Annotated in this window: 15 protein-coding genes; 8 read left to right on the plus strand and 7 right to left on the minus strand. The window is 57.0% G+C overall.

The window, feature by feature from the left end; all coding sequences use genetic code 11:
• Positions 1–364: 364 nt before the first annotated feature.
• A complete protein-coding gene (locus tag KGB03_RS20835) occupies positions 365–742 on the plus strand; it encodes a tetratricopeptide repeat protein (protein ID WP_218538825.1) in 378 nt (125 codons plus the stop codon).
• Between the two features lie 241 nt (positions 743–983).
• Positions 984–1,343, plus strand: coding sequence for a PilZ domain-containing protein (locus KGB03_RS20840; RefSeq protein ID WP_074879553.1), 360 nt, complete (start codon positions 984–986; stop codon positions 1,341–1,343).
• Between the two features lie 145 nt (positions 1,344–1,488).
• Here the strand turns inward: KGB03_RS20840 and KGB03_RS20845 are convergent, their stop codons facing one another.
• Entirely contained in the window at positions 1,489–1,860 is a 372-nt protein-coding gene (locus KGB03_RS20845; RefSeq protein WP_223528684.1) for a DUF6124 family protein, read from the minus strand.
• Between the two features lie 450 nt (positions 1,861–2,310).
• Here KGB03_RS20845 and KGB03_RS20850 point away from each other — a divergent pair, with 450 nt between their 5' ends.
• The 6 genes from KGB03_RS20850 (at position 2,311) to KGB03_RS20875 (ending at position 19,510) form a co-directional block, all read left to right on the plus strand.
• Positions 2,311–5,439 carry a hypothetical protein gene (locus KGB03_RS20850; RefSeq protein WP_223528688.1) on the plus strand — a complete coding sequence of 1,043 codons (3,129 nt, stop codon included), beginning with the start codon at positions 2,311–2,313 and terminating at the stop codon, positions 5,437–5,439.
• Between the two features lie 139 nt (positions 5,440–5,578).
• Positions 5,579–9,163 carry a Tc toxin subunit A gene (locus KGB03_RS20855; RefSeq protein WP_223528691.1) on the plus strand — a complete coding sequence of 1,195 codons (3,585 nt, stop codon included), beginning with the start codon at positions 5,579–5,581 and terminating at the stop codon, positions 9,161–9,163.
• Between the two features lie 78 nt (positions 9,164–9,241).
• A complete protein-coding gene (locus tag KGB03_RS20860; protein ID WP_218538829.1) occupies positions 9,242–13,354 on the plus strand; it encodes a neuraminidase-like domain-containing protein in 4,113 nt (1,370 codons plus the stop codon).
• Positions 13,351–17,118 (plus strand): Ig-like domain-containing protein, encoded by a 3,768-nt coding sequence (locus tag KGB03_RS20865; protein ID WP_223528694.1) that lies wholly within the window; start codon positions 13,351–13,353, stop codon positions 17,116–17,118. Before KGB03_RS20860 ends, KGB03_RS20865 begins: the two co-directional genes overlap by 4 nt.
• 308 nt (positions 17,119–17,426) lie before the next feature.
• Positions 17,427–18,383, plus strand: coding sequence for a hypothetical protein (locus KGB03_RS20870; protein WP_223528698.1), 957 nt, complete (start codon positions 17,427–17,429; stop codon positions 18,381–18,383).
• A 158-nt stretch (positions 18,384–18,541) separates the two neighbouring features.
• Positions 18,542–19,510 carry a hypothetical protein gene (locus tag KGB03_RS20875; protein WP_218538832.1) on the plus strand — a complete coding sequence of 323 codons (969 nt, stop codon included), beginning with the start codon at positions 18,542–18,544 and terminating at the stop codon, positions 19,508–19,510.
• Between the two features lie 69 nt (positions 19,511–19,579).
• Here the strand turns inward: KGB03_RS20875 and KGB03_RS20880 are convergent, their stop codons facing one another.
• Genes KGB03_RS20880 through KGB03_RS20905 form a run of 6 tightly spaced genes read right to left on the minus strand, consistent with a single transcriptional unit; the run spans position 19,580 to position 26,290 of the window.
• On the minus strand, positions 19,580–20,908 hold the full coding sequence (locus KGB03_RS20880) for a DUF58 domain-containing protein (RefSeq protein ID WP_223528701.1): 1,329 nt from the start codon (positions 20,906–20,908) through the stop codon (positions 19,580–19,582).
• Complete coding sequence (locus KGB03_RS20885) at positions 20,905–21,903, minus strand: AAA family ATPase (RefSeq protein WP_111451421.1); 999 nt, start codon at positions 21,901–21,903, stop codon at positions 20,905–20,907. Before KGB03_RS20885 ends, KGB03_RS20880 begins: the two co-directional genes overlap by 4 nt.
• On the minus strand, positions 21,900–23,063 hold the full coding sequence (locus KGB03_RS20890; protein ID WP_223528706.1) for a DUF4350 domain-containing protein: 1,164 nt from the start codon (positions 23,061–23,063) through the stop codon (positions 21,900–21,902). The genes KGB03_RS20885 and KGB03_RS20890 overlap by 4 nt, the downstream gene beginning before the upstream one ends.
• A complete protein-coding gene (locus tag KGB03_RS20895; RefSeq protein WP_218538836.1) occupies positions 23,060–24,604 on the minus strand; it encodes a DUF4129 domain-containing protein in 1,545 nt (514 codons plus the stop codon). Before KGB03_RS20895 ends, KGB03_RS20890 begins: the two co-directional genes overlap by 4 nt.
• Entirely contained in the window at positions 24,591–25,568 is a 978-nt protein-coding gene (locus KGB03_RS20900) for a stage II sporulation protein M (RefSeq protein WP_223528710.1), read from the minus strand. The genes KGB03_RS20895 and KGB03_RS20900 overlap by 14 nt, the downstream gene beginning before the upstream one ends.
• Entirely contained in the window at positions 25,565–26,290 is a 726-nt protein-coding gene (locus KGB03_RS20905) for an RDD family protein (protein ID WP_223528713.1), read from the minus strand. Before KGB03_RS20905 ends, KGB03_RS20900 begins: the two co-directional genes overlap by 4 nt.
• Between the last annotated feature and the right edge of the window lie 121 nt (positions 26,291–26,411).

Below are 26,411 nucleotides of genomic sequence, written 5' to 3' on the forward strand. Positions count from 1 at the left end.
TTGAAAGTCCGCGTATGGTCGGACGGTACTTGGTCAGGTAATGCTTCTGAAAACCTGCCTGAGGGTCGGAATACTATTTCGGCAGTCCAGACCAATAATTATGGGCCTTCGCCTGCGTCGCGGAGTCGATCCTTCGTAGTCGAATGACCGGAACGTCTTCGTTCATTTGCAAGCCCACTGAGCCTTGGCGGCTCAGTGGGTTTTTTTTCGCTCGGTCAGGACGTTGAGTGCCACCTTGCGCGAATACTCCGAAGCGGGTGATTCGTTACCGCTTGTCTTATGCTGCTACACGCTCATTCCGGCACCCGATCATTGAAGATTTTCGCCAACGGGTCGATACAGAGCTCAAGACAGGAGAACCCCCATGCGATTCGTGCTCATTGCCGCCCTTGCCCTCAGCGTCACGGGCTGCACCCGTTGGTCGATGAACCATCATTTGAATAACGCCTACAGCGCCTATGACCGTGGCAATTGCGAGCAGGTGATGCTCGAACTGTCCAAAGTCGAACGCGCCAGCCGAGCTCGGCCTTACGTGTGGCCGGAAGCATCGATGATGCGCGGCTTGTGCCTGGAACGACAGAAACTGTTTGTCGATGCGGCGCAAACCTACCAGTTCATCATCGCCGCGTACCCGCAAAGTGAGTACGCCTACCGCGCCCGCGCCCGCCTGGAAACCTTGCAGTCGCTGGGCCACTATCCGCTGCGCAGTGCGGCTGCGGTCGTGCGCCCGACGCAGTTCTGATGGTCCTGATCGTTCAAAGGCTGGCTCACCGGCGGTGGTGAGCTATAGTCGAATAGATCGATTCAGAGCCTTGCCTCTGATCGACGCAACACCTGTGATCGGCAGGCGTAAGCGGCAGCGGCGTTATGGACTGTCGCACCGGGATCGGGGAGAGCGCGCCCATGCCTCTGTATAAAAGAAGCCGGCCCGTTCCGAAGCATTAGTGCGGCTCTGCTTAAGAGCCTTGCTGGGCCATTTGCGCATGTTTACTGACCGCCGGATCGAGCGGCATCAACTGCCGTATTTTCTAAGAGTGTTCAACAGTGTCACCGACAAACCCATCGGCTTTCTGGGCAATGTGTCCGAAGACGGGCTGATGCTGATCAGCCAGCTGCCGATGATGATCGGCGCCGATTTCGATTTGCGCCTGAAAATCCCCGACAGCGATGGCTGCATGCAGGTCATCGATCTTCAGGGGTGTTGTTTGTGGTGCCATGAAGACACGACCCCTCACCATTACGACGCCGGGTTCAGCCTGCAACGGGCACCGCCGGAGTATGGGCAACTGGTCAGCGCCTTGAAGCAATACTTCAGTTTTCAGCCGTTGCCTGCTTCTGCGTGATGCCCTGCAGTGCCTGTACTGGCGCCTTCGCGGGCAAGCCCGCTCCCACAGTGATCGCGTCGAACAAAATGTTGGCGTACACCACCGAACCTGTGGGAGCGGGCTTGCCCGCGAAGGCGTTAGCGCAGGCGCCTGATATTTAAGCTCAGGTCACCTTGATCGCCGCCTCGTTCGCCAGCGACCGCTCCACCAGCATCAACCCCAACTCACTCAACTGATAAATCGCCATCGCCAGATGCCGCGGCTTGTCCTCCAGGCTTTCGGCCAGGTCGAGCAGCAGAATGCTGACCGAGGAAAAGGTTTCGTAAGTCTGGATGGTCAGGGCTTCGGGGTTTGCATCGGGGACGACGGTGAACATTTCCATGGCACGGTCCTGGGATGAAGGGAGGCGGTTGATGTGGGGTTTGAGGTAATGGTCCAGCGCCTTGTTGGCGGCGGCGTTGAGCTTTTTTGAATGGAGGGTGGAATAGGGGGAAACCGGGTCGGCTTCGGGGGGATTGGGTGTTGCCTTGAACATGATCATTGTTCCTTTTAGTGAAGCTGCCACCGTCTCGCGACTAAACGAGGGGTGGCGGCTGGACGCAGGTTAGTCGACCGGGAGGAACATGAAAAAACCGGCGCGCCCGAGGGCGCCCTGCGCACAGCCACCATTGAGTGCGGGGATAGGGAATACCCGACTGAATGACGCTTGTGCACCTTCATGTTACCTACCGGGCGACTAAACCCGATCGCTGATTGGCAGCGACGCGGATCAAGTTACGGGGCAATACCAAGGCGCACAAGCCGGCGGATTCTGGCGGATCTGTAGGCAAATGCGCAAGGCGCTGTAGTCGAGGACTGAGGACTGAAACACGGGGAAGGGTTGGGGGGGAGGCGGTGACCGTTTGTCGGGACTGTCAGTTTTTACAGGTGTCAGGCTTCGGAATAAGCGGTGACATTAGCTCATCAAAAAAATGAGGCAGGAGTCATGAACGACGATTATGAGGCATCAACCGAACCAAAAATGCCGAAACCCCATATGATTCGTCCCCTTGAGGGAAAAGGATATGTACTTCCTTTGAATGTTGAGGGTTACGGGGATTTCGGCTCGGTGGGCAGCTTCACCGCTACTTACGAGGCCGCGTTCTACCCTGTGTATCAGCCCTTCAAGGATTTGGTCGGTCCCAACCGTCTATTTGGATTCTCTGTCGCAAGTTTGCCGCTGGGACGAAATTATTTACATTTGCGTTATCGCTGGATGGACTCCTCGGTATGGCCTCCTGGAACCGGCGAGTCTGATTGGTATGACACGGGATACTTCTATGTAATGACCAAACCGGTCATCCAGTCTCCAAGTCCTGGACAAAATATCTCTACTAAACGTCCGGTAGTTACTGGGACGGGGCATGCAGGTGCTTCACTCAGGGTGGTAAAGGCGGACAGTCATGGCACAGTATTAAGCCCTACCATTACGATACCAAGCACAAACGACTGGAGCGTTACGATCAATCAGGATTTGCCTGCCGGCAGTAACTCGATTGTGGTTGAACAATCTGTTTCCGGTTATTCAGCTGTTCACTCTGATCCTGTGACATTTACGGTGCTCTACCCAGCCACTATCACTTCGCCGAAAAAGGACGAGGTCGTACGCGAGCTCAGACCGGAAGTCTCAGGAGCAGGCTCTAACGGTACAACCGTCACGGTATATCGGCAGGGTGGGGCCGGCGGGTCCTATGGCAACGGTACGGTCGCCAATGGTATTTGGAAAGTAAGACTGACCAAAGACCTGCCTGAGGGGCCGTTTGTTTTTCATGCTGAAACAAAGAGCGGCGCGCAGCTTGTTGGCTGGTCAGACCCGGTACCCGTCACCGTGCGGTATCCGGCCCCCAATGCACCTGTAATTACCGCGCCAGGGGCAAGCACGGTACAGAATCAGACGTTTACGATTTCAGGAACGGGCGGTGCGGCAGGTGCCACCGTCGAGATTCTTAAGGATCTAGACAAACACATCGTTCTTGGTACCGGTCCAGTGAAGGCTGGCGGATATTGGGACGTCACTGTCACCGTACCACCGGGACCTATTTCCCTAGCGGCGGAGCAATTCATTGGCAGCGGTGAGCATTCCGGGCGCAGTCGGGAGCGCAGCTACAATATCCGCCCACCCAAGGTCGAGTTACTTGATGCCGTTGCAACAAACGGCACGGTAACCATTACCGGTACGGGGTATATCGGTGCCAGGCTTGAAATTTGGTATACCCAGCGAGATGTTGTAAAAACCTTTGACGTCACCGAGACCCTCTGGACGAAGACTTACCCTGACTGGCTACCAGGCTCCTACAGCATCGATGCGAAACAGAAAGTTCTAGGTTTGAGCAATGCCTGGATTGATTCTGAATGGAACACCAAGCCGGTCATTTTTGACGTAAAAGTCCCACCTCCGACGCTCACACATCAAGTCGGTATCGACCAGAAGCCGAAGTTTTCCGGCACCGGTAACGGTTGGGCTGGCCACGCGCCGGCCAAAGTCGAACTGCGGATCACCAGTTCCTCGAACTCCATACTTCCTTCGATGCCGATCGTCGATGTGAAGAACAATAGGTGGAGCAACGATGCGCTCGAGCAGTGGGACCCGGGCACCTATTCTGTTGAGGCGCGGCAGCTGTTCACGCCCACCGGAAAACCACAACTTTCGTCGGACTGGACGGGGCCACAACAAGTAGTTATCAAGGCCCCACTGCCCGCCATCGATCCCATCGTCGAAAACGGCTTGTCCCCGGACATCACCGGCACTTGCTGGAAGGGCGCGGTGGTCACGCTCTTCTTCAGTGACGCCATCACAACGGCCCATCCCGTGCCCGACAGCGACAGGGACGGTCGATGGACCTTCCGCCGCCCGGCGCTTTTCAAACCAGGTTCCCACACCGTCAAGGCGACCCAAACCTTTGGCGGACAGACCTCCAACGAGGTGACCAAACCCTTCACCGTGGACGTTCCCACACCAGTCATCAAACCGATGACGCCGCCAGTGGGCTATGAGCCAATCATTACAGGCACCGGCGGATATGCCGGTGCCGAGATGACGATTTACGATTACGCGAACAACCGGCCACTGGGCAAGGCGATGGTGATTGGAGAGGCTTGGACGGTTCCGCTTCTGGAGCTCGAATTTCGCGAGTATCAGATTTACGCCGTGCAGTCGTTCGACAAACTGCCTTCTGGCAGAAGTGAGCTCATCAGCTTTAAAGCGGTGTTGTTGCCGCCCACGGTCGACACGCCGAAACCGGGGGATACGGTTGCCCGCACGTTCCGAATCGAAGGTCATGGCAGTCGCGCGTCGGGTTCGGAGGTGGCGCAGGTGTGGGTGTGGCGGGGGGAGGAGCCTGAGCCTTGGGACCGGATTCGAGTGAAGTACGACGGCACTTGGTACTACGACGCGACCTTGCCGTTGGGGACCGAAACCTTGCGGTTCAAACAGTTCTTCAAGGGGCAGGCATCTGAATTCACGCTGGATCATGTTCTCGGCGTCGTGCCTGCTCACCCGGTGATCGAAACACCGGCCCGCGGTGAAGCCATCGAGTCACGTGTGGCGATTTCCGGCTTTGGCTACGGGGGCGATACGGTCAGCGTTGCCTTCGCTGACGCACTCGATGTGATTCTCGGTACGACGCAGGTCCTGGAAAACGGCACCTGGTCGCTCTGGTTGTTGCTTGACCGACCGGCCGGTCATCCCTCGCTGGTGGCTCAACAAAGCTTCAGGGACTACCTCTCTGGATGGACCACGCCGCGACCGGTTGAACTTCGGCCCCAGCCACCGCAGTTTACCGCGCCGCTCCCTGGCCGATGGGTCAAATCCCAGCCGACGTTTGCCGGCACGGCAAGGCCGGGGGCAGAGATTCGGCTGCAAGCCTGGTTCAACCCGGACATAGACCTGATCACATCCCCTGCTGTCGGCGAAGACTGGGAAGCGACACCGCCGAACGAGTTACCCCGAAGCGAGCACTGGGTGTGCGCGGTGCAAAGCGTGAAAGAGGGTGGGGAGCAGGTATCTGCCACGGCTGACAGCGCTCGATTTGAAATCATGCCCGCTCAGGGCCGCGGCGCTGATTTGAACCCTTAGCTCCCCGACAAACGGTAGCGTCTACTGTCATTTGTGACAGTAGACGCTACACCTGTCATGTCACCTAATGGAGCCACAGGGAATGACAGGCCCGTCATTCGTTTCACGTCGATGATGCCCAGGACACAGGAGTAACAGCATGACCCACTCCCCCAATCAAATTGCTCGACAGCTGTACGAGCAACTCTTCGACGAGCCTTTGCGCAAAGAGTTTTCAGCACTCGGCAAGTACCTGAACGAAGAGGGTTCGGTGTGCGTTCTGGCGCAAAAAGGCGTGAGTGGGCTGGTGTCAGAGTACGGGATGAGCGTTCAGCAGGCTCGCGCTTTTCAAGAACGAATCAACGGTCTGGCGACGCAGGTTGTACGTCGGTTCATCGAGTACCGGCTGGCCGATGAAGAAGCACCGGTGCAAGCGTATGCAGGGCTCAACAGTGGTCCGAACTATTCACTGTTGTTCAAACCAAATTTCGAAGAAATGTGCCCACCCAGTGCAATTGAAGCGATTCATTCGCCCGCAGCTTATCTGGTGTGTTTGATGCATTGGGCGCTGTATCGGCTGGGGAGTGCGGATAATACGAAGTTACCCCTGACAGGACGGCGCCCCGACCTGGAGGCGCTGTCGGTTGACACTCTGACGGTCAATGGCACGGTGTCTTCGGTGGAGGTCATTACACGCGTAATGGAAACCTTCATCGAGAACATGAGCGGCACGACGCAGAACATAGACAAGGACTTGAGCGAACGCTTTTTCCCCAATGCATTGCCGTTTCACACCCCTTGGGAAACGCTCGATTATGTGACACGGCGATGCGACGAGTCGGTCGGCAGTGTCGTGCGCCTGTGTGATCCGTCGTTTCCGTATTTCATTCGCCCACTACCTTGGGGTGCCAAGTATGACAAGTCATTCATCCAGGCCGCGAGACTTAGTCCTGCGCAGCGGAAAATACTGACCGAGACGCCACGCGAACCGGGGGATTTTTATCAGCGCTACTTTGGGCTGCAGGCGCCGTTGGGAGGCGACCTCAGGCAAGTGAAAGTGTTCAACGAGCGAACGAAGCTGGACTATGAGCGCCTGGAAGCGTTGTTGTCGATTGAGGGATTTTCGATCGGTTTGTCTGAGAATGTGTCAGGCCCCGGTTCTGTGGATACATTTGTACTGCCTGTATCGGGGGTGCATGCCGGATCGGTCTTCATTCATAAGGGGCTCAATCCCCCTATATCCATTGTGTATGAAACCAGTGAGTCTGAGATTTTCAATTACTTCCGGAACCTTAGCCACGACCGTTTCGACCGCATAAACCGAAAACTGCGCCTGGACGCCTGGCTGCAATTACCCAGCCACGAAGTCGATGCAGTGATCGTCGCAGCCATGAACGCTGAAGAGAGATCGAACGCTGAAGATAAATCGGTTTCTGATCCAACGTACGAGATGACGGCCAACACCATTCGGACACTGGGTCTGTTCCAGGAATTACGCGAGCAGTTTGCCTGCACGTCCGAGGATTTTGCGGCGTTTGTCGGGGTAATCTCGATCTTCGGTCGGGGCACTGAAAAGGCTCAGTTCGATCGCATTTTCAACGAGGGCGGGAGTCTCCTGAACCCTTTCAAAATCGACGATGTCGGGTTTCCGATTATCCCGGTAACCAACGCGGACTGGGTCACGGTCCACCAGTTACGCAAGGGGCTGAGCATCGACCTGGAGACCTATTTCTGCCTTGCGTATTTTGTGGCCAATGCCCATGGAGTCTCAGAGCTTGCGCGCAGTTTGCCGATAGTTTCCAGTTTCTATCGAATGGCCAGGTTACCGCGCCTGCTGGGGATTACGCCCATCCAGGCCGTCCTGCTGCTTGCCATTCTCGGCGGCGAAGATTGGGTTACTCGGCTGGCCGGCACCCCCCGGACTAACACCAATCGAAGTGAAACAACACCGGATGCACTCACTGTGATCCACGGCCTCATGGACTGTGTTCGTTGGTGTCGCGACGCCGAGTTGCCGGTGCATTGGGTCATCAAGCAGGTGACGCCCATCGTGGAGCCGGCACAACCGACAGACGCGCAACTTGGCTTGTTTACCCAATTGCAAGTCCAGCTCCTGCCCGTGTTGTTTACCGAGCAAGCACTGATCATGGTGGGTGTACCGACCCTGTCGAATAATCGCCAATGGCTGGACGTGTTGCGGGCGCTGGTGGATGAACACGGGCTGATCGTTCACTTCACCGAAACGCCGGAACAATCGTATGAGTCCTATGCCCGGGAAATGATCGATCGAGCCGTGGCAGCCGCTATTGGTGGTATCGACGACGACGCGCGACTGATCATCGTCGAGAAAATCCTCGCGGTGATGCTGCGCAGCGAGGCCGGCCAGCGCAATGTCGTGCAAGCAAGCCTGGGCGCGCATGCCGGGCTTACCTCGGAACGGGTCCTGCCAGTGCTGACATGGTCCGGTTCTACGGTGTACGGCGTACTGTCCGAGGTGCTTAATCGTTTGCCAGCCGCCGCAGACAGTGCCACTCGCCGGCAGGCCGCCGAGGCGCCGGGCGATCCGTTCCTGAGTGTGCTGGCCGAGTTTTCGCGACGCAGTAACGTGGCCACGACGCTGCAACTGAGTGCGGGTTTCCTCGTGCATTTCACGCAGGTGGGTTACCAATGGTTCGGGTTGAAGACAGTGCAGGAGTTCACCCTCTCGACCCTTTATTACCTCACGGTTTACAAGCGTGCGGTCAAGTTGACCGGTCAGCCGGAGGAAAAACTGCTCGAATACCTGAAGCGCGTCAACGCTTTGCCCGACCCCCTTGCCGGCGACGGGAAAGAGTTGGTTAAGGAACGGGCGGCGAAAATGCTGGCGGAGCTTTTGGCCTGGAGTGTCCGGGAAGTGCGCGCCTGCGCGGTCCACGCGAATGAGTCCGAAGGTTTTATCCGCACATTGGTGCAGCTTGATGTGCTGACCCGTATTCGAGCGTTCGCGCAGCGAAGTGGACTGGACGCCGAAACCATTCTGGACGTGGCGAATGTGGGCCCGGATAGCGTCTTCGATGATTACGAATCCGTTGCGGATCGAGTCAGTGCCAATTTGTCCGAAAGCGCCGACCCGACTCTGGCCGATGACGTCGAAGCGATAGGTCAGGATGTGCACGTCACATGCGAGGTGTCCCCATCACAGTTGGTGGCGAACCATCCTACGCAATTTGCCACTTACACCGTGACGGTAAAAAACCGTGCGGACGTGGGGCAGAGATTCGTCAATGTTCATTGGCGCTGCGAGCTGGGTCGATTTGAGTCGCCAATGGTTACCACCAACAATGAGGGAGTCGCCACGGCGAGATTTTACCCCGGCCCGCTGATGGGCACGGCTGTTCCATCGTTGGAGCTGGACCTGGGCAAAAAACGCGTCGCGCCGGAAGTCGAGATCGGTCCGGATCGCGAGTCGCTGGACCTTGATACGGACAACCCTTTTCCGGAGCCTCCCGGCCCTGTGCTGCTCGGGACACTGGTTACCTTCAGAGCGACGGTGCTCGACCGGTATGGGAACCGCTTTGTGGGTGAGCAGGTGGCGTGGACAATTGAGCCCTTGCGTCAAATCCCCATCAATACTCTGACCAACAGCAAGGGTGTCGCTGAACTGACGTTCACCAGTGACGAAGAGGCGCAGGTGAAGGTCAAGGCTTTGGTGGGCGAAAACTCCCTCGTATTTCGAACCATCAAATTCGTTAAAGAACTTCCTTAACCCGGATGAGTTCGCTGGCTTGCGCCATGGCGAGGGGCAGGGCGAGCCGTGAAAACTTAACACTGACAGGAGACGGTGATGGCCAAGCAATCGTTCGGTGAACTGGCGGCTTTGCGGCGCAATGCGTTGATTGACCTCTGTTTGAATGCGAAACATACCCAGGAAGAATTTCCTTTTCCGATGGGTCTGCAAACGGCTGATGATTTGTTCGCATGGTTACGCTCAGATCCTCTGGACAGCGAGCAGGTCAATACCTCTTGGGTGGCGGAAGCCGTGAGCTGCCTGCAGCAGTACATCCATGCGGTTTATCAAAAGCTCGAGCCGGGTTACAGCGACCGCAAATTTGACCCGGATGATCTGCAAGAGTGGGATATCGCCAGCAGCTACGGCCCCTGGTCGGCGAGCCAATTGCTCAAGTGCACACCGGAAGATTACATCACGCCTTTTGTGCGCATTCGCAAAAGCAGTTTGTTCAAGGCCCTTGAAGGTCATCTGAATCAGGCCCGCCTGACCGCAGACTCAGTGCAGCAAGGGGTGCAAGAGTACCTGCGCACCTTTGAGGAAACCTGCAACTTGAATGTTCTCACCTGTTATATGGACGGCTCCAACCCGCTGAAGAGCGATTACTACTTCGTTGGCAGGGAGCGTATCGAGCCCTATCGTTATTTTTGGCGCAAAGCCGCCATAGAGCTTGCCGCCAACTCTGTCGCGGTTAACCCCACGGCGTGGGGAGAGTGGCAGCAGGCGGACATCCCCACCGACGATAGCGTGCTGGACAGCCGACTGGTGTTCTGGGAAGGGCGTTTGTGCATGGTTTGGGCCGAATGGCGCACTGGGCTGTTTGACAGGTCTGCGGGCAGGGGTTTGCTCAAGCCTTATGAACTGGAAATCAAAGTGGCGTTTATTGCGTTGAATGGACGTTGGTCACCTCCCATCCGGTTGCACCTGTCTCAGTTGGACAAGGACGTATCAAAGGACTGTCGGTTGGTGGCGGTGGTCTTGCGAAATGAACAGGACACTCAATACCCTGAGGGCCGGTTGGCTGTGCATCTCACCAATGGTACGGCAGGCGCGACGGCGAAGTCGGACAGTTCCGTTGCGATCTACGAAACCCGTGATCCGCTGATGCGCAAACTGCCGGACGAAGGGCCTGTCATGGATTATCTGGCCAATGTGTTGTTTGCCGAGCCTCTCAGCGTACAGAAAAGGGTAGCACCAGGCGATTTTCCTTCTCTTTCCAGCTCCACCGCCACAGATGAATTCGCCGATTATCTTGGCATCAAGGCTTACATCGTTGCTGACGGTTCTGGCTACAAATTGCGTGTTCAGGGGCATTGTGCACTTAAGGAACCTGGCGAAACAGGGGCCGAGAAGGAATTCACGCTGAAGGTGGAATACTCGGGAGATAACGGATCTTCCATCACCGGAAGCTACTCCCTCAACGGAGGTTGGTCGACTCCATGGCTAGAAGTAAACAGGCCTTCGTTTGCAAATTTCACGATTACTTGCACACTAAAAAAAGGTGATGACGGGAAAACCGTTGTTTTGACGGTCCCTACTTCACTGCCTGCGCAGGGGCCCTTGCCAAGCATTCATAAACCCCTTGCAGGTGCGACGGATAAAGGCGCTCAGTTTCTGGCATTCAACCAACCGGACACAGTACTCGAGCTCAAGTACGTTCGGTTGAACACGCTGATCGGCGCCGACCTGGTGTTTCGCTCCAATGTATCAATGGGGGCAGTGCTCGACTGGTCGACCCAGTTCCCGAATGAGCCAACGCTTCCAGAATTGACTGAACCGAACGGCCCGTTCGACAGCAGCAACGGTGTGTATTTCTGGGAGCTGTTCTTCCATTTGCCGCACTTGGTGGCGTGTCGCTTGCGTGACGAGAATCGTTTTCTCGAGGCCCAGCAGTGGTTGCATTACCTGTTCGACCCTCAGGCGCCCGCCAAGGCGGTCGATGGCAGTATCGGTGCGCAGCTTGCTTACTGGCGATGCCGGCCGTTGGCGGTGAAACAGGCCAGGATCGAGTACGAAGCCTTTGCGCCAACCGACCCGGACGCGATTGCCTACTCGTCGCCCCGGCATTATCAAATCGTGATCTTCCTCGACTATGTGAACAACATCATTGCGTGGGGCGACTGGCTGTACCGCCAACTGACGCGCGACAGCCTTGTAGCGGCCAAGTTGCAATACGTGCGGGCCCTGAACTTGATGGGCCGAGTGTCTGACAGTCGAACCCGCTACGAATGGTCACCCCAAGCACTGAAGGATCTGGTGGCGGAGCTCGAAACCCGATCGGCACTGGCTGACTTTGAAAAAACACTGTCACTGGAGCCCGACCAGTTGCCCGTCACGACTGCCCAATTCGTGCATCCCGGGGTATACGGCACGACATCCTTCAAGTTGCCGGTGAGCTCGCGGTTGCTCGAGTCCTATGACCTGCCGGCCAAACGTATCTATAACCTGCGACATAACCTGACTATTGACGGCAAGGCTTTGTCGATGCCGTTGTTCACCGCTATGGACCCAGGAGCATTGTTGAACCATCTGGCGGCTGGCGGTACGGGAGCCGTACGACCGATGGGCGGCCAATTGCGGGTGCCGGCGTTTCGCTGGCGAGTATTGTTTGAAGTGGCAATGCGTTCGGTGCAATTGCTACAGGAGTTTGGCAACGAGGTGCTCCGCTTGATCGAGCAACAGGATCGTGTCGAGCAGGAGGAAATGCAGCAGCGGCATCTGACCGAACTGGGCGATTTTGCCCGTCAGGTGCAAGAAGAATCCCTTGCCCAACAGCGCGCCAGCCTGATTGCATTGCAGCGCAGTCGGATAATGGTCGAGGAGCGTCAACTACATTTCAAACAGCTGTATGAGGGGGGGATCTCCGAAGACGAGTATGAAGTCATGACGTTGCTCGATGTGTCAATCGTTCTGGCGAGCGGCTCTACCGGATTCAGGACCGCAGCGAGCATCCTTGACGCGATTCCCAACATTTTTGGGGTTGCAAGCGGCGGCCATAGGCCGGGAGGTGTGCCCGAGGCTGTAGCTTTGGGCTTCCAGATTGCAGCAGATGGCGTACGCCATGCCGCCGATAAAATGGCGACGTCCGAAAGCTATCGTCGTCGCGAGCAGGAGTGGGAGCTGGCACGGGCCCAGGCCAGCGCCGAAATAAACGCGATCGATGCTCAAATCACTGCTCAGGAGCGAGCCATCGATTCGGCCCAGGCCAGTCTGGATCAAACCCTCAAGGCCAACGCTCAGGCGCTGAGCCTCTTCGATTTCCTGAAAAAACGGGCCACCAACCTGGAGCTGTATCGCTGGTTGATCGGCCAAATGAAGACCTTGCACTTTCAGGCCTACGACGCTGCTGTGGCGTTGTGCCTGAGCGCACAGGGGGCGCTCCAGGCAGAAACGTGTGAGTTCACGTCAAGCATCATCCGGCCAGATGTCTGGCTCGATCAGCGTCACGGTTTGACGGCCGGCTCCTCATTGCAGGCGGATCTGTTACGGATGGAGTCTGATTATCTGCGGCGCTATGAGCGACGCCAGGAACTGGTCAAGACAATCTCCCTGCGCCAGTTGTTCGATGACCCCACCAGCAGGCAAACGGGTTTTGAATCTTGGCTTGACGCGTTCGCTAATTTGAGAAAAGAAGGCATCCTGAATTTCGAGCTGCGCCAGTTACTGTTCGATCGTGACTACCCGGACCACTACTGTCGGCAGATCAGTTCCGTCGAAGTCACGCTGCCGGTGCTCAAATCCGCTTACGAGGATGCCAGGGCCACGCTGTTGCAGGTGGGCAGCTTCACGGCCACGCAACCGTCGTACGAATCGCTGGCGTACTTGCACGGTCCTCGCGACGGGGTAGCGCCTGCGGATGTGCTGATCAACTTGAGCAGCGGCCAGCAAGTCGCCTTGTCTGTCGGGCTGGACGACAACGGCATGGCTGTCTTCAAGCCCGATGAAGGCTTGCTCAATCCATTCGAGAACACCGGCGCGGTTTCCCGATGGAAACTGACTTTTCCCTGGCACTTGCGAACCCAGCAGGCCGCCATGCTGGCATCGATGACAGACATCGTGATCAAGGTCCGTTACACAGCCAAAGTAGGCGACGCTGCGTTTGCCAAAAAAGTCCAGGAGTGGGTAATCCAGGCCGATCCGAAGCTCGAGCCGGAGGTGGAGCCATCATGAAGACGCGGCCAAACAACACGAACAGTAACCTGGTGCTCAATGGGTATTTTGAAAAGTCCTACTATAACTGGGAGAGCCTCAACAACCCGGCCGGCTTCTCGGTGGAGGGAGCTACTTGGGAAGGAAATCCCATCTACTATGCGCAACTCAAGAACGAGGCATCGATTTTTCAAACGCTGGAAGTTGAAGTCGAGCCTGCAGAGGGCGCACGTTACCACCTCGGTTTCCTATACAAAAACACGCACAAGACAGCGCTGGGCAGAGTGCTGATCGGCAAAAAAGGTGCTGAGGATAAAGATAAGCTGAGCATCGACTTGCTCCCCACTGGAGGGGCCAGCGACGCGGATCCCTTGGAGCTCGATTTGCATCAAGGGGGGGCGTATGTGCCGCTTGAGTTAGACCTTCATAAGGGCGACGACCTTGACGTTACCCTGATCAGTCCGAAGAGAACGTCGAGCGACGCTTCCATTGCGGACATACGAATCACCCGCATTGAACTTCATGTTGAACTGCTGCCGCTGCAATTGCTGAAGTTGGTCAATGACACTCAGCGGATAGATCCTGACCAGGTGCTGTATCTGTGTCTGGGAGCTACACAGGAACAACGTCATGAATTGAGTTTTGAAGTCCATTCCGACAGCGATTGGGTGGACACCGACACTGCCTTATGGGCCGATGACAACCCGCAGGAAGCGATGATTACATCGCCTGAATTGGGGATCAACCAGCGGATCGAATTGCCATGGTTGCTTGATTGTCCTGAGCTGGAGGGGGAGGCCCCTTATCTGTTCGAATTAAATATCTACAGCAAGTACACCGCCGATCCTTATCCGATTGCGGTATCGCTGGGGCACCATCGGTTGAAGTTGAACGTACTCAAGCGTGCCACTTTTTGGCCGGTTCTGGAATATGGCCAGACAGTGCCGCTGGAGGTCCAGGTGTTGTCGCACTACACCGGCAAGCCGGTTTCGGGTGTGAAGGTTACCTGGCGCCTGGGTGAAGACGATCTGCATGTCGCCCTCTCCGATGGCGAGGGGAAAGCGGTTTTCGACTACACACCCGACAGTGATGGGTTACAGATAATTAAAGTATCGGTGCCGAGTCCTTACTACCAAGACCTTGCAGTCCAGGAATTGCTTGAAGTCCGTGTACTGAAGGACGATCCATTGAAGACGGTGCAGGTCCAGTTTGAGGGTGGCGAAGCCGCTGTCTGGGGCGAAAAAACCGGCTATCCCGACCGTGGCACGACCTACCCGGTTACCTTGATCATTCCAGCGGATAGCCCGTTATCAGACACTCAGATTGCCGTGGAATGGCGCGAGGGTGGGTACGGACCTGAAGACCTGGAGATTACTTCAGTGCCTGACTTTGGCGAGCCGAGGGATGTCACGGGCACCGAACTTGAATGGACGCTTGAATGCGGCGATGTGCTTGACGCGCCATTCGGTCTGTTTCTCTCAAGTCCAATGCTCTTGCACGACTCGCGTGATAATGCAATGTCGCTGGCATACAACAACCTCAAGATTGGCGAAGTGCGGGAGGCCAACAAGTCACCGGCGGTGGATGAAGGCGATAGCGTGTACTGCATGGTGCAGGTACTGACACTTAACAATAAACCGGCACTCAATGTTCAGGTGGAGTGGATCTGGCCCCATGGCAGCTTCACCACTTACACCGGCATCGATGGCTGGTCCAGTGCCTTCGATAAACCGGCTGAGGCTGACCCGTACGAGATGGTGGCACATATCAAAGTACGGGAAGATGCCACCCCTCTGATGCGTCCATTCCCGATCGTTGCGTTGACCACCAGCGAGTGGAAAGACGACATTGATTTCTTTTTTGATACCAAGCCTATCGTGAGCCAAGGGGCGGGCATTTTGTGCTGGCGCGGCAAACCCCATACCTTTGGTATTGCCCCGAAACGCTCGGACAGCCCGTTCATTGGCCAAATGATTACCCTGAATTGGCGGAAGGGCGTCGACCCGGACCTGGGTCTGGTTTTCGAACCACCCCTGGGGAGTCCTGTTTTACTGACCAACGAGGGTTTGCAATGGACAATCAGCTCCGGCAACGAACGTAGCGGCATTTTTGAGCTGGAGGTTGAAAGCGCCTATTTGCAGCGCAAGCGGGAACTGACAGGCCGTTTGATGGCTGAGAATTTCGATGATGAAGTGACGCTGGTGTTTGATCAAATGCCTTCGCCGATCGGTCGCAGCCCTCTATATCCTTGCATCGGTGCGATTCACCTGTTGACCCTGTTACCCAATGCATTCAGTCCGTTGCAGGGGATTGAAATGTTTTGGAGTTCAATCACTGAGCCATTGCCGCAAAAGATAGAGATTACTCCAAACACTCAAACGCCCGCACTTGTCACGGCAGGCGGCGTGCGATACGCGTTTGACTGTTCAAAAAGTTCGGGAAAGGCACATTTCAAGCTTCAGTTCCATCCGTACTCGATTTCTTCCTATGAGTCTTCTGAGCAGCTTTACCAGCTGGATCACAACAAACTCAAGGTGGGTGCTGTGCGTCACGCAGCAATTGACCCCGTGTTGAGTAAAGGTGAGCACGCCTGGCTAGAGGTTCAGTTCCTGTCATGGTTCACCGGCTTGCCGGCTTCGGGAATGCCTGTGCAGTGGCGCGATTCGACATCCCGACAAATGCAGTCCGAGACTGATGCGGATGGATGGGCTGGTCATGACTATGACGCGAAGGTGCCTGGATTAAATCGTGTCGACGCGCGGGTCGTGAATCCATATGACGGCACTTTCGCCAATGAGATCTGTGAGGTCTTTGCTCTGGATCACGATCCCTGGCTGGACCTTGACGTTCAGTCGGAGGACAACTCTACCGTTCGTAAATGGGCAGAGACGACGTTCTTCCCCCGACGAAACAGTCAGTTCGATTTTGTTGTATCGGCGAACGCGGACAGCTATTTGCATGGTCAGCACCTGGCCCTTGGACTGACGGGAACCGGGCCAAGTGAACTGGCTTTGACAATGAGCCCGGTCACGTTCGGGCAATGGCGGCCGTTGCAGGATGAACTGCCCTTCACGCTGATTGCCGGTGACGAGAAGGACGGAGGCTTTTCCTTCCGGCTCGCAGCCTCGCGACTGCTGGCGCTGTCGCCTCTTAATGCGGTGTCACTGGGGGGCAGTTCGAGAGTCATAAAAATGTCCGCCATCAACAGCCGTTTCGAGTTTATTGACTGGGGCTCAGAGTTTGAGGCACAGGTGATGATTGTATCTGCTTTGTCAGGCAAGCCGATGGTTGGAATTGCCGTTGTCTGGGAAGGTTCGGAGCTGGAGCCGGTGTCTGTCAGGACCAATTTTTATGGAGTGGCGAAAATTCGCTTTACTCCAACCACTCCGGGAGCGGGCGAACTGACCGCGACGGTGGGCGAGGAACTTCACTCGGTGTCGGTTTCTTTGCCGTATTTCTTGAACCATCCACGGGAAATACAGGCGCTTTCCAGTCCGAATCCAATTGCTCCCATAGGGACTCTGGTTTCAGCGGTCGTTACTGTAGTTTCGGCCATGACAGGTGAGCCTTTGCAAGATGTTGAGGTGATGTGGGATTACCCAATCATCACACTTCTTCCGTCGCGCACGGATGACAAAGGGATCGCCCGGGTGTCGTTCAGGTTGCCAGGTGTAAGACGGGGGCGTTTAGCCGCTACCGTGCGGGGTGGATATGGTGGTTGGGATGCAAAGCATATTGTATTTGAGTTGGTTCCAACTTCTTCCACGAGTAAAGGGGAAGTTTGATAGTTGCCAGGAGATTTTCGAACCACCGTACAATAATGATGAGGCAGTTTGGTTGGCTACAATTATTTATGACAATAACGGGTGATGCTGAATATCCAAGCATTAAGGCTGCTGCGACGAGAGCAGGTGCCGAAGGGAATGCCCGGGTACCACGTGATTAACACTTCTAGAGTGAAGTTGGCGTTTTAATGTGAGCAGCGGGCATAAAAATCATTGTTAGTAAAGCGTGGATAAGAACAGACGCCGGCTATCAGTAGGGTTGTGCGGGCTGTCGTGCCGGTTGTGGATATCGAACAGGAGGTTATCCAGTGAGCACTGAATCTAAACAAATCAATTTTTCTACCTGGTATCAGGAATTCATGCCGTACGTAAATGGCCAGAGGATAAGGTGGGACGACCTGGATCTGAAATTATTTGCAGGAGGAGTTTGCGAGCTGAAGCTGGACTATGAATACAGTTGGCTGATTGGCGATCCGGATGCCCAGATTGCGCTGGAGTACCAACCTGGCAACGAGGGACAAGGCCTGGTTTTTGACCCACCTTTGGGGCAGTTGGTTGAAATGGCGGAAGGAACCACTTCTTTAAGTTGGACTATCAAAGCGACTGCGGCGTCTAGCGGATCTTTTGCATTGCAATTTGCCATGCCTCAACTTGTTGAAGTGCCGAAGTCACCGCCGGTGCCGGGCGCAATATTAGATTTTGCGCAGGAGTTGGAGGCTAAGTTCGACGAGTTTCCGGTGCCCTTCGGAGCGAATGCCTATCCCTGCCATGGGGCAAAGCACACGTTTACGGTACTGCCAAAACCTGGCAGCCAATGGCTGAACAAAAAAATCAGGCTGTTAATGCGTGGGGAAAATCTCGGCGTGGTGGTCAGCCCGTCACTGGAGAGCGAGCAGTTGCTGACGCCGGAAGGGGTGATGTGGGAACTGGATTGTCTGGGCACTACCCAGAAGGGAAGTTTTTCCTTGCAAGTGATGTTGGTGGAGTTTGAGGGAAATATTCCGCCATTGAATATGTTGTTGGCACATAATTTAGTAACGGCTGAACATTGGATAACTGGGCCACATTGGGCCTTTCCAGATTTGGAGTATTATTTGTGGCATGTTCGTGCCACCTCCGTATTTTTGAAGACCCTTGCACCTGGCGTTGCAACAATGTACGAAAATGGCACTCCGTCTAATTCCGTTACTGGTAAGAATGGTGAGGACAGTTCACGTGTTAGCTGTTTGAAGATTATCAATCGATACGACGGAAGTGTTGTCTGAATTCGCTTGTTGTTTCACTGAATAAATTGCCTTGCACGCAGTTATCTGGTTTTAGGGTGACGCGCAACACTATAGTTTAAACGGGGCGAATCCAAAAGCGCCGACGCTCAATCACTATGATGGAAGCCGGTTGTGGATATCGAACGGGAGGTTACCCAGTGAGCACTGAATCTAAACAAATCCATTTTTCTACCTGGCATCAGGAATTCATGCCATACGTAAATGGCCAGAGGGTAAGGTGGGATGACCTAGATCTGGAATTATTAGCAGGAGAAGTTTGCGAGCTGAAACTGGACTATGAATACAGTTGGTTGATTGGCGATCCGGATGCCCATATTGCGCTGGAGTATCAACCTGGCAAAGAGGGACAAGGCCTGGTTTTTGACCCACCTTTGGGGCAGTTGGCTGAAATGGCGAAGGGAACCACTTCTTTGAGTTGGACTATCAAAGCGGATGGGGCAGTTTGTGGATCTTTTGTATTGCAATTTGCCATACCTAAAATTGTTGAAATGTCGAAGTCACCGCCGGTAAATTTTGGAATGTCAAATTGGGAGCAGGAACTGGAGATCAAGTTCGACGAATTTTCGGTGTCGTTCGGAGCGAGTGTCTATCCCTGCCATGGTGCACAGCACACGCTCACGGTACTGCCTAACCCTTGCAGCTGGTTGCTGAACAAAAAGATCAGGCTGTTAATGGGTGGGGAAAATCTCGGCGTGGTGGTCAAACCTTCATTGGCAAACGAGCAGTTGCTGACGCAGGAAGGGGCGACGTGGGAACTGAATTGTCTGAACACTACCCAGAATGGAAGTTTTTCTTTGCAGGTGATGTTGGAGTCTGGGGAAAAGACATCGCCATTAACAATGTCGTTGGCGCATAACTTGGTGACTGCTCAACATTGGAGCGAGCCAGCCGAGAGTTTTCCAGGATACCCGCGAACATTGCATGGAATTCGTTCGTCCTCCTCGTTTTTGAAAGTGCCAGTAAGTGGCGTTCCAGTCAGCCAACAAGTGGGCAGCGATACTTCTCGCAGCAGCACTGACGTAAACGGTGAGGTTACGGTAAATGTGGACGCGGATGTTTATGTCAAAATGTGGATCGTCAACCGGTACGACGAAAGCGTTGTTTGATGTTCGTTTCTGAGTTCTCGCAATCAATGCCTTTTATCGATGAAAAAAGGCATTGAATGCGAGCCGTTATTAGCCTCCGGCCTTCTTCCATTCCAAATACTTCGTTACTAATGCCGCCCCCAACTCCCCGGGCCGAGCATCCGCCACCGACACTCCATGAGCACTCAACCGATCATGGAGTTCGGCCCGTTCATTCAAGTAATCCACAGTCCCGCAATAGGCCAGCGCTTCGGGCAAGGTTTTCACGGGGTCGTGGTGTAACCGGTCGAGGATGTCTTCGCGCAAACTGGCCACCAGTACCCGATGCTGCTTGCCCAGACGTTTGACGGCGTTGAGCAGTTCTTCATCATCTTCATCCCGCAAGTTAGTCACCAGCACCACCAACGCCCGGCGTTTTTGTCGGGCCAGCAGTTGGTTGGCGGCGGCCTGATAATCGGCTGGGCGCTGGGTGCTGTTGAGGTCATAGACAGCGTTGAGCAAGACCTTGAGTTGCTCGGTGCCTTTGACCGGCGCAAGGTAATGCGGTCGGTCACTGGCGAAGGTGCTCAGGCCTACCGCATCGCCTTGGCGCAGGGCGACGTAGCTGAGCAGCAGGCAGGCATTGAGGGCATGGTCGAAGTGCGACAGTTCATCATCCTGGCTGCGCATGCGTCGGCCGCAGTCGAGCATGAAGATGATCTGCTGGTCGCGCTCGTCCTGATATTCGCGGGCAATTGGAGTGCGCTGGCGGGCGGTGGCTTTCCAGTCGATCTGGCGCAGGCTGTCGCCCTCGCGAAATTCACGCAGTTGATGAAATTCCAGACCCAGGCCGCGACGCTGGCGTTGGCGTACGCCGAGTTGGCTGAGCCAGTTGTCCACCGCCAATAATTGGCCGCCGTAGAGGCGGGCGAAGTCGGGGTAGACGCGGGCGTTATCGGTCACGCTGAGCAGGCGTTTGTCAGACCACAGGCCCAATGGGCTCGGCAGGTTGATTTCGCAGTGTTCGAAGGTGAAATGACCGCGTTTTAGCGGGCGCAGCCGATAGCCGATCTGGCTGTGCTGGCCGGGTTGCAGTTCGACCGACAGGGGCAGGTTTTCGAAGCTCAGGCCGTGCGGCACATGGTCGAAAATCTGTATGTTCAGTGGTTGGGCAAAATCATGCTCGACCTCCAGTCGCACTTCACCCCAACGGCCGAGTGCAAGGCTGCCGGGCATTTGTCGGTGGAGTCGGAGCGAGGGCAGTCGTTTGAGACGGACGGCGTCGAGTATCGCCAGGGCCAGCAGTGCCAATAACAATCCCCAGTGGATCGACAACAGGCTTGATGGAACCTCGATGTCCAATGCCCGCAATGTGCCCAGCACGATGCCGATGGCCAGCAATACTGCCAGCCAGATCAGCAGCAGGCGCGAGGGTTTCACAGGCGTGGCGCCGGCACTTGATCGAGCAGTTGCTTGAGCACTTGATCGACCTCCAGACCTTCGATGTCCAGCTCCGGGGCAATGCGCACCCGGTGGCGCAGTACCGACAGCGCGCAGCCCTTGATGTCATCGGGAATCACAAATTCGCCGCCACGCAACAAGGCGCGGGCGCGGGCGCAACGTACCAGCGCGATGGACGCCCGAGGCCCGGCGCCGAGGGTCAAGCCCGGCCATGTGCGGGTGGTGCGGGCCAGGCGCACGGCGTAATCGAGCACCTGATCGTCCAGCGGCAGATCACTGGCAATGCGCTGCAAGGCCAGCACATCCTTGGCTTGCAGGACGGTGCGCAACGGCTGCACATCGAGCATGTCGGCACGGGTCGAGCGGCTGACCTGGCGCACCATGTTCAGCTCCTGATCGGCGTCGGGGTAGTCCATGCGTACCTTGAGCATGAAGCGATCGAGCTCGGCTTCCGGCAACGGGTAAGTGCCTTCCTGTTCGATGGGGTTTTGCGTGGCGAGCACCATGAACGGTTGCGCGATCGGCAGGGCGCGACCTTCGAGGGTGACTTGGCGTTCCTGCATGGCTTCGAGCAGTGCGGCCTGGGTTTTCGCCGGGGCGCGGTTGATCTCGTCGGCCAGCAACAGGTTGGTGAACAACGGCCCTTTGCGCAGTTTGAATTGCTCGGTTTGCAGGTCGTACACCGCATGCCCGGTGACATCGCTGGGCATCAGGTCCGGGGTGAACTGGATGCGCGCGAATTCACCGCCGAAGCAGCGGGCGAGGGCGCGTACCAACAACGTCTTGCCCAACCCCGGCACGCCTTCGAGCAGCACATGGCCGCCAGCGATCAGGGCGGTGAGCACATCGTCGATCACGCTGTTCTGGCCGATCACGGCTTTTTGCAGTTCAGTTCTTACCGCCTGGGCCAACTGGCTGGCGCGCTGGCGTTGCTGCGCAGCGTGGTTCAGTGTGCCGGGCTCGATCTCACTCATAAGGCATTCCTCAAGGTTTGCAGGTGGGCGACCTGACGGCTGAATTCAGCGCTGGACAGCCGCTGCTTCGGTCGCGGGCTCATGGCCTGGCTGATAGCGCGTGTGGGTTGGCCGGTCAGGCGTGCGAGCACCAGCCATTGTTCGGCAACGCCGAGTTGTTCGAAACCGGGATGACGGCGCCGCACACGACGCAAGATGTCGTGCTGCAAGGCGTGCAACAGGTGCTGCTGACCGTTGCGGCGCAACATGAAATCGGCGCTGGCGCGCAGGTGTTCCTGAAGTTGACGGCGGGCCCTGGGGGCAGGTTCCAGCAGCGGACCCTGGCGCACGCCGACGTGCCAGAAGCCAAGGCCGATCAGGGCAAAAAGGGCGACCAGTGCTTGAGGGAAATAGCGCAGGAGCAAGGTCAGCAGACTGTCGTGATCGGTGTTGAACAGCAGGGTCACGTTCGTGTCCGCGGTCAGGTACCAGAGCAGCCAGGCGTTGTCGTACTGGTCTATGGTCGGGGTTTTCCACAGGTCGGCGTCGGTGACCACGATGATCGAACCGAGCCCGTGATTGAGCTGCATCATGTGCGTGGCCTTGCCGCTGTTGGCCCAGGCTTGCGCGAGGTTTTTCGGGTCTTCGAGATGGAACGCGGTATCGAAACCGGCGTAGGCCGGCGCGTTTTCGTCTTCCAGATACAACTTGGTCAGCTTGGGGTAAGGATCGTCGTCGATAGCGGGCGGCGGGTCCTTGAGGTCCTTGCTCAGCGACTGGTGCAGTTGCACCCGGTCGAGCAACAGGTCGTTGCTTTGGCCTGTCTGTTCATCCCACAGCGACTGGGCAACAAACAAAAGTCGCCCGCCGGCCCGGGTCCAGTTCAACAGCTGATCGACCTGGCGCGGAGTCATGTTGTCGCGGTCTCCGAGCAATAACAGGCTGTGCTGATGCGGCTCCAGGGTGGGCAGAATGTCGAGGCTGTTGGCGTGGTTCACCGACAAGCCCTGTTTGCGCAGGAAATGCTCGGCGGCGAGATAGGGGTTGGCTTGGGCTTCGGGCGAGGGGCCGTGATCGATGTCTGCCTGATAGGGCGTCGCCTTGACGTACAGATAAACACTCAGCGCGATCAATAGCACGGCGATGAACACGCCGATCGCCAGCCCGCGTTGCCGGTTCAACGCGACGCTCCCGGGCCGAACAGGGCTCGCCAGCCGTCACAGAGTTCCTGTTGCAAATGCGCGGGAGGCAGGCGATGCCCGTAGGCCATGTTCTGCCAGTGCCCGGTCAGGCTTTTACTGAAGGCCAGCAAGGCAGGTTGGTGCAGGTGCTCGATGCGCTCCAGGACCTGGCCTTCGGTGTCGGCGGGTTTGAGCAACAGGTTGAAGTCGTGCAGCAAGTGGCTGAGCAGACCGCGATAGAGCAATCCGAGGGCCTCGCGAGGGTGGGTTTGCCAGAGGCGTTCGGCGCTGGCGGCGATGTCGGCGGGCAGGGTTTCGCGGTTGAGGTCCAGGCCGAAAGCCTGTTGCGGTAACGGCCGCGTGACTTTGCTGTTCAAGGCCGGTCGACGCCTGACGAAGGCTTGCATCCAGTCACGGTAATGCCAGATCAATAAACCGATGGCACCGATCACGACACCCCACAACACCACTTCAATCAGGGTGGCCGCTGCGCCGAAGCGTTGGTTGTCCAGAAGCTTGAGCAGCGCCTCCAGCCATTCGGTTGTTGGTTCATCGTCCGCCTTGTCGGTGGCGGGTTGGTCCTCGCCAAAACGATAGCGCGTGACCGATTCCTTATTCTTGAACGGAGGCTGATCGAGGATCGCCTTGATGCTGTCCCGGGAGGCCTGACTGGTCAGTGGCTGGTCCAGCAGACGCGGGGTGTCGGGTGAAATGACTGGCTCGGCGGCCCACACGGTTTGTGCTGTCGGCAGCAACAGGAATGCTGCCAGCAGCAGGGGGACGGCGGCGCTGCTCAAGCGTTGGCGCATGCGGCGGAACACCAGCTCGATATCCCAGGCCTCCAGCACCGTGCGCCGGTTCAGATAAAGGCTGAAGCCGCAGGCGACATACACCGGTTCCCAGACAATCAGCACCAGCGCGTAAAAGGCGTTGGTCAGGTGTTCCAGCCATCGCCAGTCCTGTGTGGCGGCGGTGATCAAGGTCTGCCAGCTCCAGTCGAGTTCGACCTGTTGCGGCAAGAACATGTAGAACAGCACCATCAGGCCGATCCACAGCGCGGTTTCCAGATGTACGCCGATGATCGTCAGCCAACGCGCGGCACCGGCGTTGCGCTGCAACAGCACCTGCAAGCGCTGTTGTCGTGGCTCACCACTGAGACCTTCGAGTTGCACCACCGGCATCAGGAAACTGCGACTCAGGCTCAGGCGTCGCCAGGTCAGGCTCACCAACAGTTGCGGTTGGAGCAGCCGTGGAAATTGGCGCAACGCCTGCTTTAGCGTGGGCGTTTCGCCGAACATGGCTTTGGACAGGATGTACAGCGGCAGGCGGTCGAACGCCGGTTTCAGCCACCAGAAAATGAACACGGCGAGGGAGGGCGAATCCCACAGCGCCCAGCTGAGCAGGGCGAACACCGGCAAGGTCACGATGGCCCAACTGGTCATTAGCAGACGCCGGTGTCGCTGGCTCAGCAGGACGCCCAGGTCCATGGCTTCCCAGGTGGTGCGCGGGCGGATGACAGCTGTGGCGTCACTCAGGCGCATGGCGGGTCCGTCCGGCAAACAGCAGATAAACCGCCACCAACAACCAGAGTGCTGCACCGACCAGGTATTTGGTCATGGGTGCGACCCCGATCGTGGATGACCAGTAAGCTTCGATAAACGCCGCAATCAGCAGAAACAGCATGACCCCGCAAATCAGCAGCACGCTCTTGCGTGCCGCCAATCGCAGGGCTTCGGAGCGGGGCAGGCGTCCCGGCGCGATCAAGGCCCAACCCAGTTGCAGGCCGGCGGCACCGGCCAGTGCGATGGCACTCAGTTCGAAGGCGCCGTGGCCAACCACGAATGACCAGAAGGTCTGCCCGTAGCCGATGTGCGTCAGGTGCCCGGCCACCGCACCAATCATCAAACCGTTGAAGAACAGGAAAAACGCGCTGCCCAGGCCAAACAGCAAACCGCTGGCGAAGGTCTGAAAGGCGATGCCGATGTTGTGCATGATGTAGTAACCGAACATCACCCAGTCTTCGCTGGCCGCCCGTTCTGCCGAACGCCCCAGGTGACCGGCCTCGGGGTCGTACATGCCTTGCATCTCGCTGACCTGCTCGGCCGGGATCAGGTTGTAGACCAGGTCCGGGAACAGATACACCAGCAACGCGAAGCCAATCAGGCTGCCAAAAAACATCAGGCTGGCGGCGAGCACGAAACGCCACTGTTCGCGCACCAGTCGCGGGAAGTCAGCCAGGATGAAGCCCAGCACGTTGGCCCCCAGTCGACTGCGATGGCGATAAAGCTGTTGATGCCCGCGCAGCACTTGTTGCTGTAGTGAATCGATGAGGAAGCTGCTGTAACCCCGTTCCTGGGCCAGCGCCAGATGCTGGCAGAGACGACGATAATCGCTGGGGAAACCGGCGACTCGCTGTGCTTGCTTGCCTTGCTCCAGCTGTTCAAGCACGAGGGTAAATTGCGCCCATTCGGCCTTGTGGCGACTTTCGAAAAGGCTTTGCTTCATGTCGGGCCCAACAAGCCGCGGGCGATGCCATTGAGTTCGTCCACGGCCCCTGACGCCGACACCTGCAACGGTTGCGCGAGTATCGCCGCCAGCTCTTTGACCCGTGCTTCAGAGAGTTCACCCTGACGCTCGGCAAACCCGAGGATGGCGCGTTGTTCGGTCAGCGTCAGCGCAAAGGTCGGGCGCCGGGGCTGGACGGCGGGCAGTTGTGGTCGGGCGAGCGGCTGTTCGCGGTAGATCACCAGCGTGCCGGCGGCCAGATCGCCGAGGCGCTTGAAGGTGGGTTGTTGCAGGCAACTGATGGCGCCGAGGAAATAGCCGAACGGCAGCATGTCGACAAATCGCAGCAGGTTGCGCAGCAGCGAAGCAGACCAGCCGATCGGTGTGCCATCGTCCTGCACCACCCGCAGGCCCATCCATTGCTTGCCTGGCGAACGACCCTGGTTGAGCACTTCGAACAGCACCATGTACCACCAGCTCACCACGAACAACAGAATCGAGCCGAGCCCGGCACCGAGTTTTCCGAGGAACGCCAGGACAATGAACAGCAGGCCGACGATCAACCCGCGCAGCCCGAGATCGATGGCGAACGCCAGCGCACGAACCATCAACCCGGCCGGGCGCAGTGGCAGGTCGATGCCTTCCGGCGTTTCGACTTGATACCGCGTATCCAGTGGCGGGGCCAGCGTCGCTTTCCTTGGCAGTGCTGTGGTCTCGAGCATGGGCAACCTTGATGTGGCCTGTTCGGGATTCGATGTCCGTCCGATGCTAGCAGCCTCTCGGGGGGAAACGACATAACTATGTATTGCACGGTACGTAGCCATAGGTGTTTGAATGACAAGA

Origin of the sequence: Pseudomonas sp. BF-B-26 (assembly GCF_019956495.1) — a bacterium.
Lineage (GTDB): Bacteria > Pseudomonadota > Gammaproteobacteria > Pseudomonadales > Pseudomonadaceae > Aquipseudomonas.

What these genes read in the sequence shown, in the direction of transcription:
- KGB03_RS20860 (WP_218538829.1), top strand. Translation starts at nt 9,242, where the DNA reads ATGGCCAAGCAATCGTTCGGTGAACTGGCGGCTTTGCGGCGCAATGCG.
- KGB03_RS20865 (WP_223528694.1), top strand. Translation starts at nt 13,351, where the DNA reads ATGAAGACGCGGCCAAACAACACGAACAGTAACCTGGTGCTCAATGGG.
- KGB03_RS20840 (WP_074879553.1), top strand. Translation starts at nt 984, where the DNA reads ATGTTTACTGACCGCCGGATCGAGCGGCATCAACTGCCGTATTTTCTA.
- KGB03_RS20900 (WP_223528710.1), bottom strand. Translation starts at nt 25,568, where the DNA reads ATGAAGCAAAGCCTTTTCGAAAGTCGCCACAAGGCCGAATGGGCGCAA.
- KGB03_RS20895 (WP_218538836.1), bottom strand. Translation starts at nt 24,604, where the DNA reads ATGCGCCTGAGTGACGCCACAGCTGTCATCCGCCCGCGCACCACCTGG.
- KGB03_RS20850 (WP_223528688.1), top strand. Translation starts at nt 2,311, where the DNA reads ATGAACGACGATTATGAGGCATCAACCGAACCAAAAATGCCGAAACCC.
- KGB03_RS20845 (WP_223528684.1), bottom strand. Translation starts at nt 1,860, where the DNA reads ATGTTCAAGGCAACACCCAATCCCCCCGAAGCCGACCCGGTTTCCCCC.
- KGB03_RS20885 (WP_111451421.1), bottom strand. Translation starts at nt 21,903, where the DNA reads ATGAGTGAGATCGAGCCCGGCACACTGAACCACGCTGCGCAGCAACGC.
- KGB03_RS20905 (WP_223528713.1), bottom strand. Translation starts at nt 26,290, where the DNA reads ATGCTCGAGACCACAGCACTGCCAAGGAAAGCGACGCTGGCCCCGCCA.
- KGB03_RS20835 (WP_218538825.1), top strand. Translation starts at nt 365, where the DNA reads ATGCGATTCGTGCTCATTGCCGCCCTTGCCCTCAGCGTCACGGGCTGC.
- KGB03_RS20855 (WP_223528691.1), top strand. Translation starts at nt 5,579, where the DNA reads ATGACCCACTCCCCCAATCAAATTGCTCGACAGCTGTACGAGCAACTC.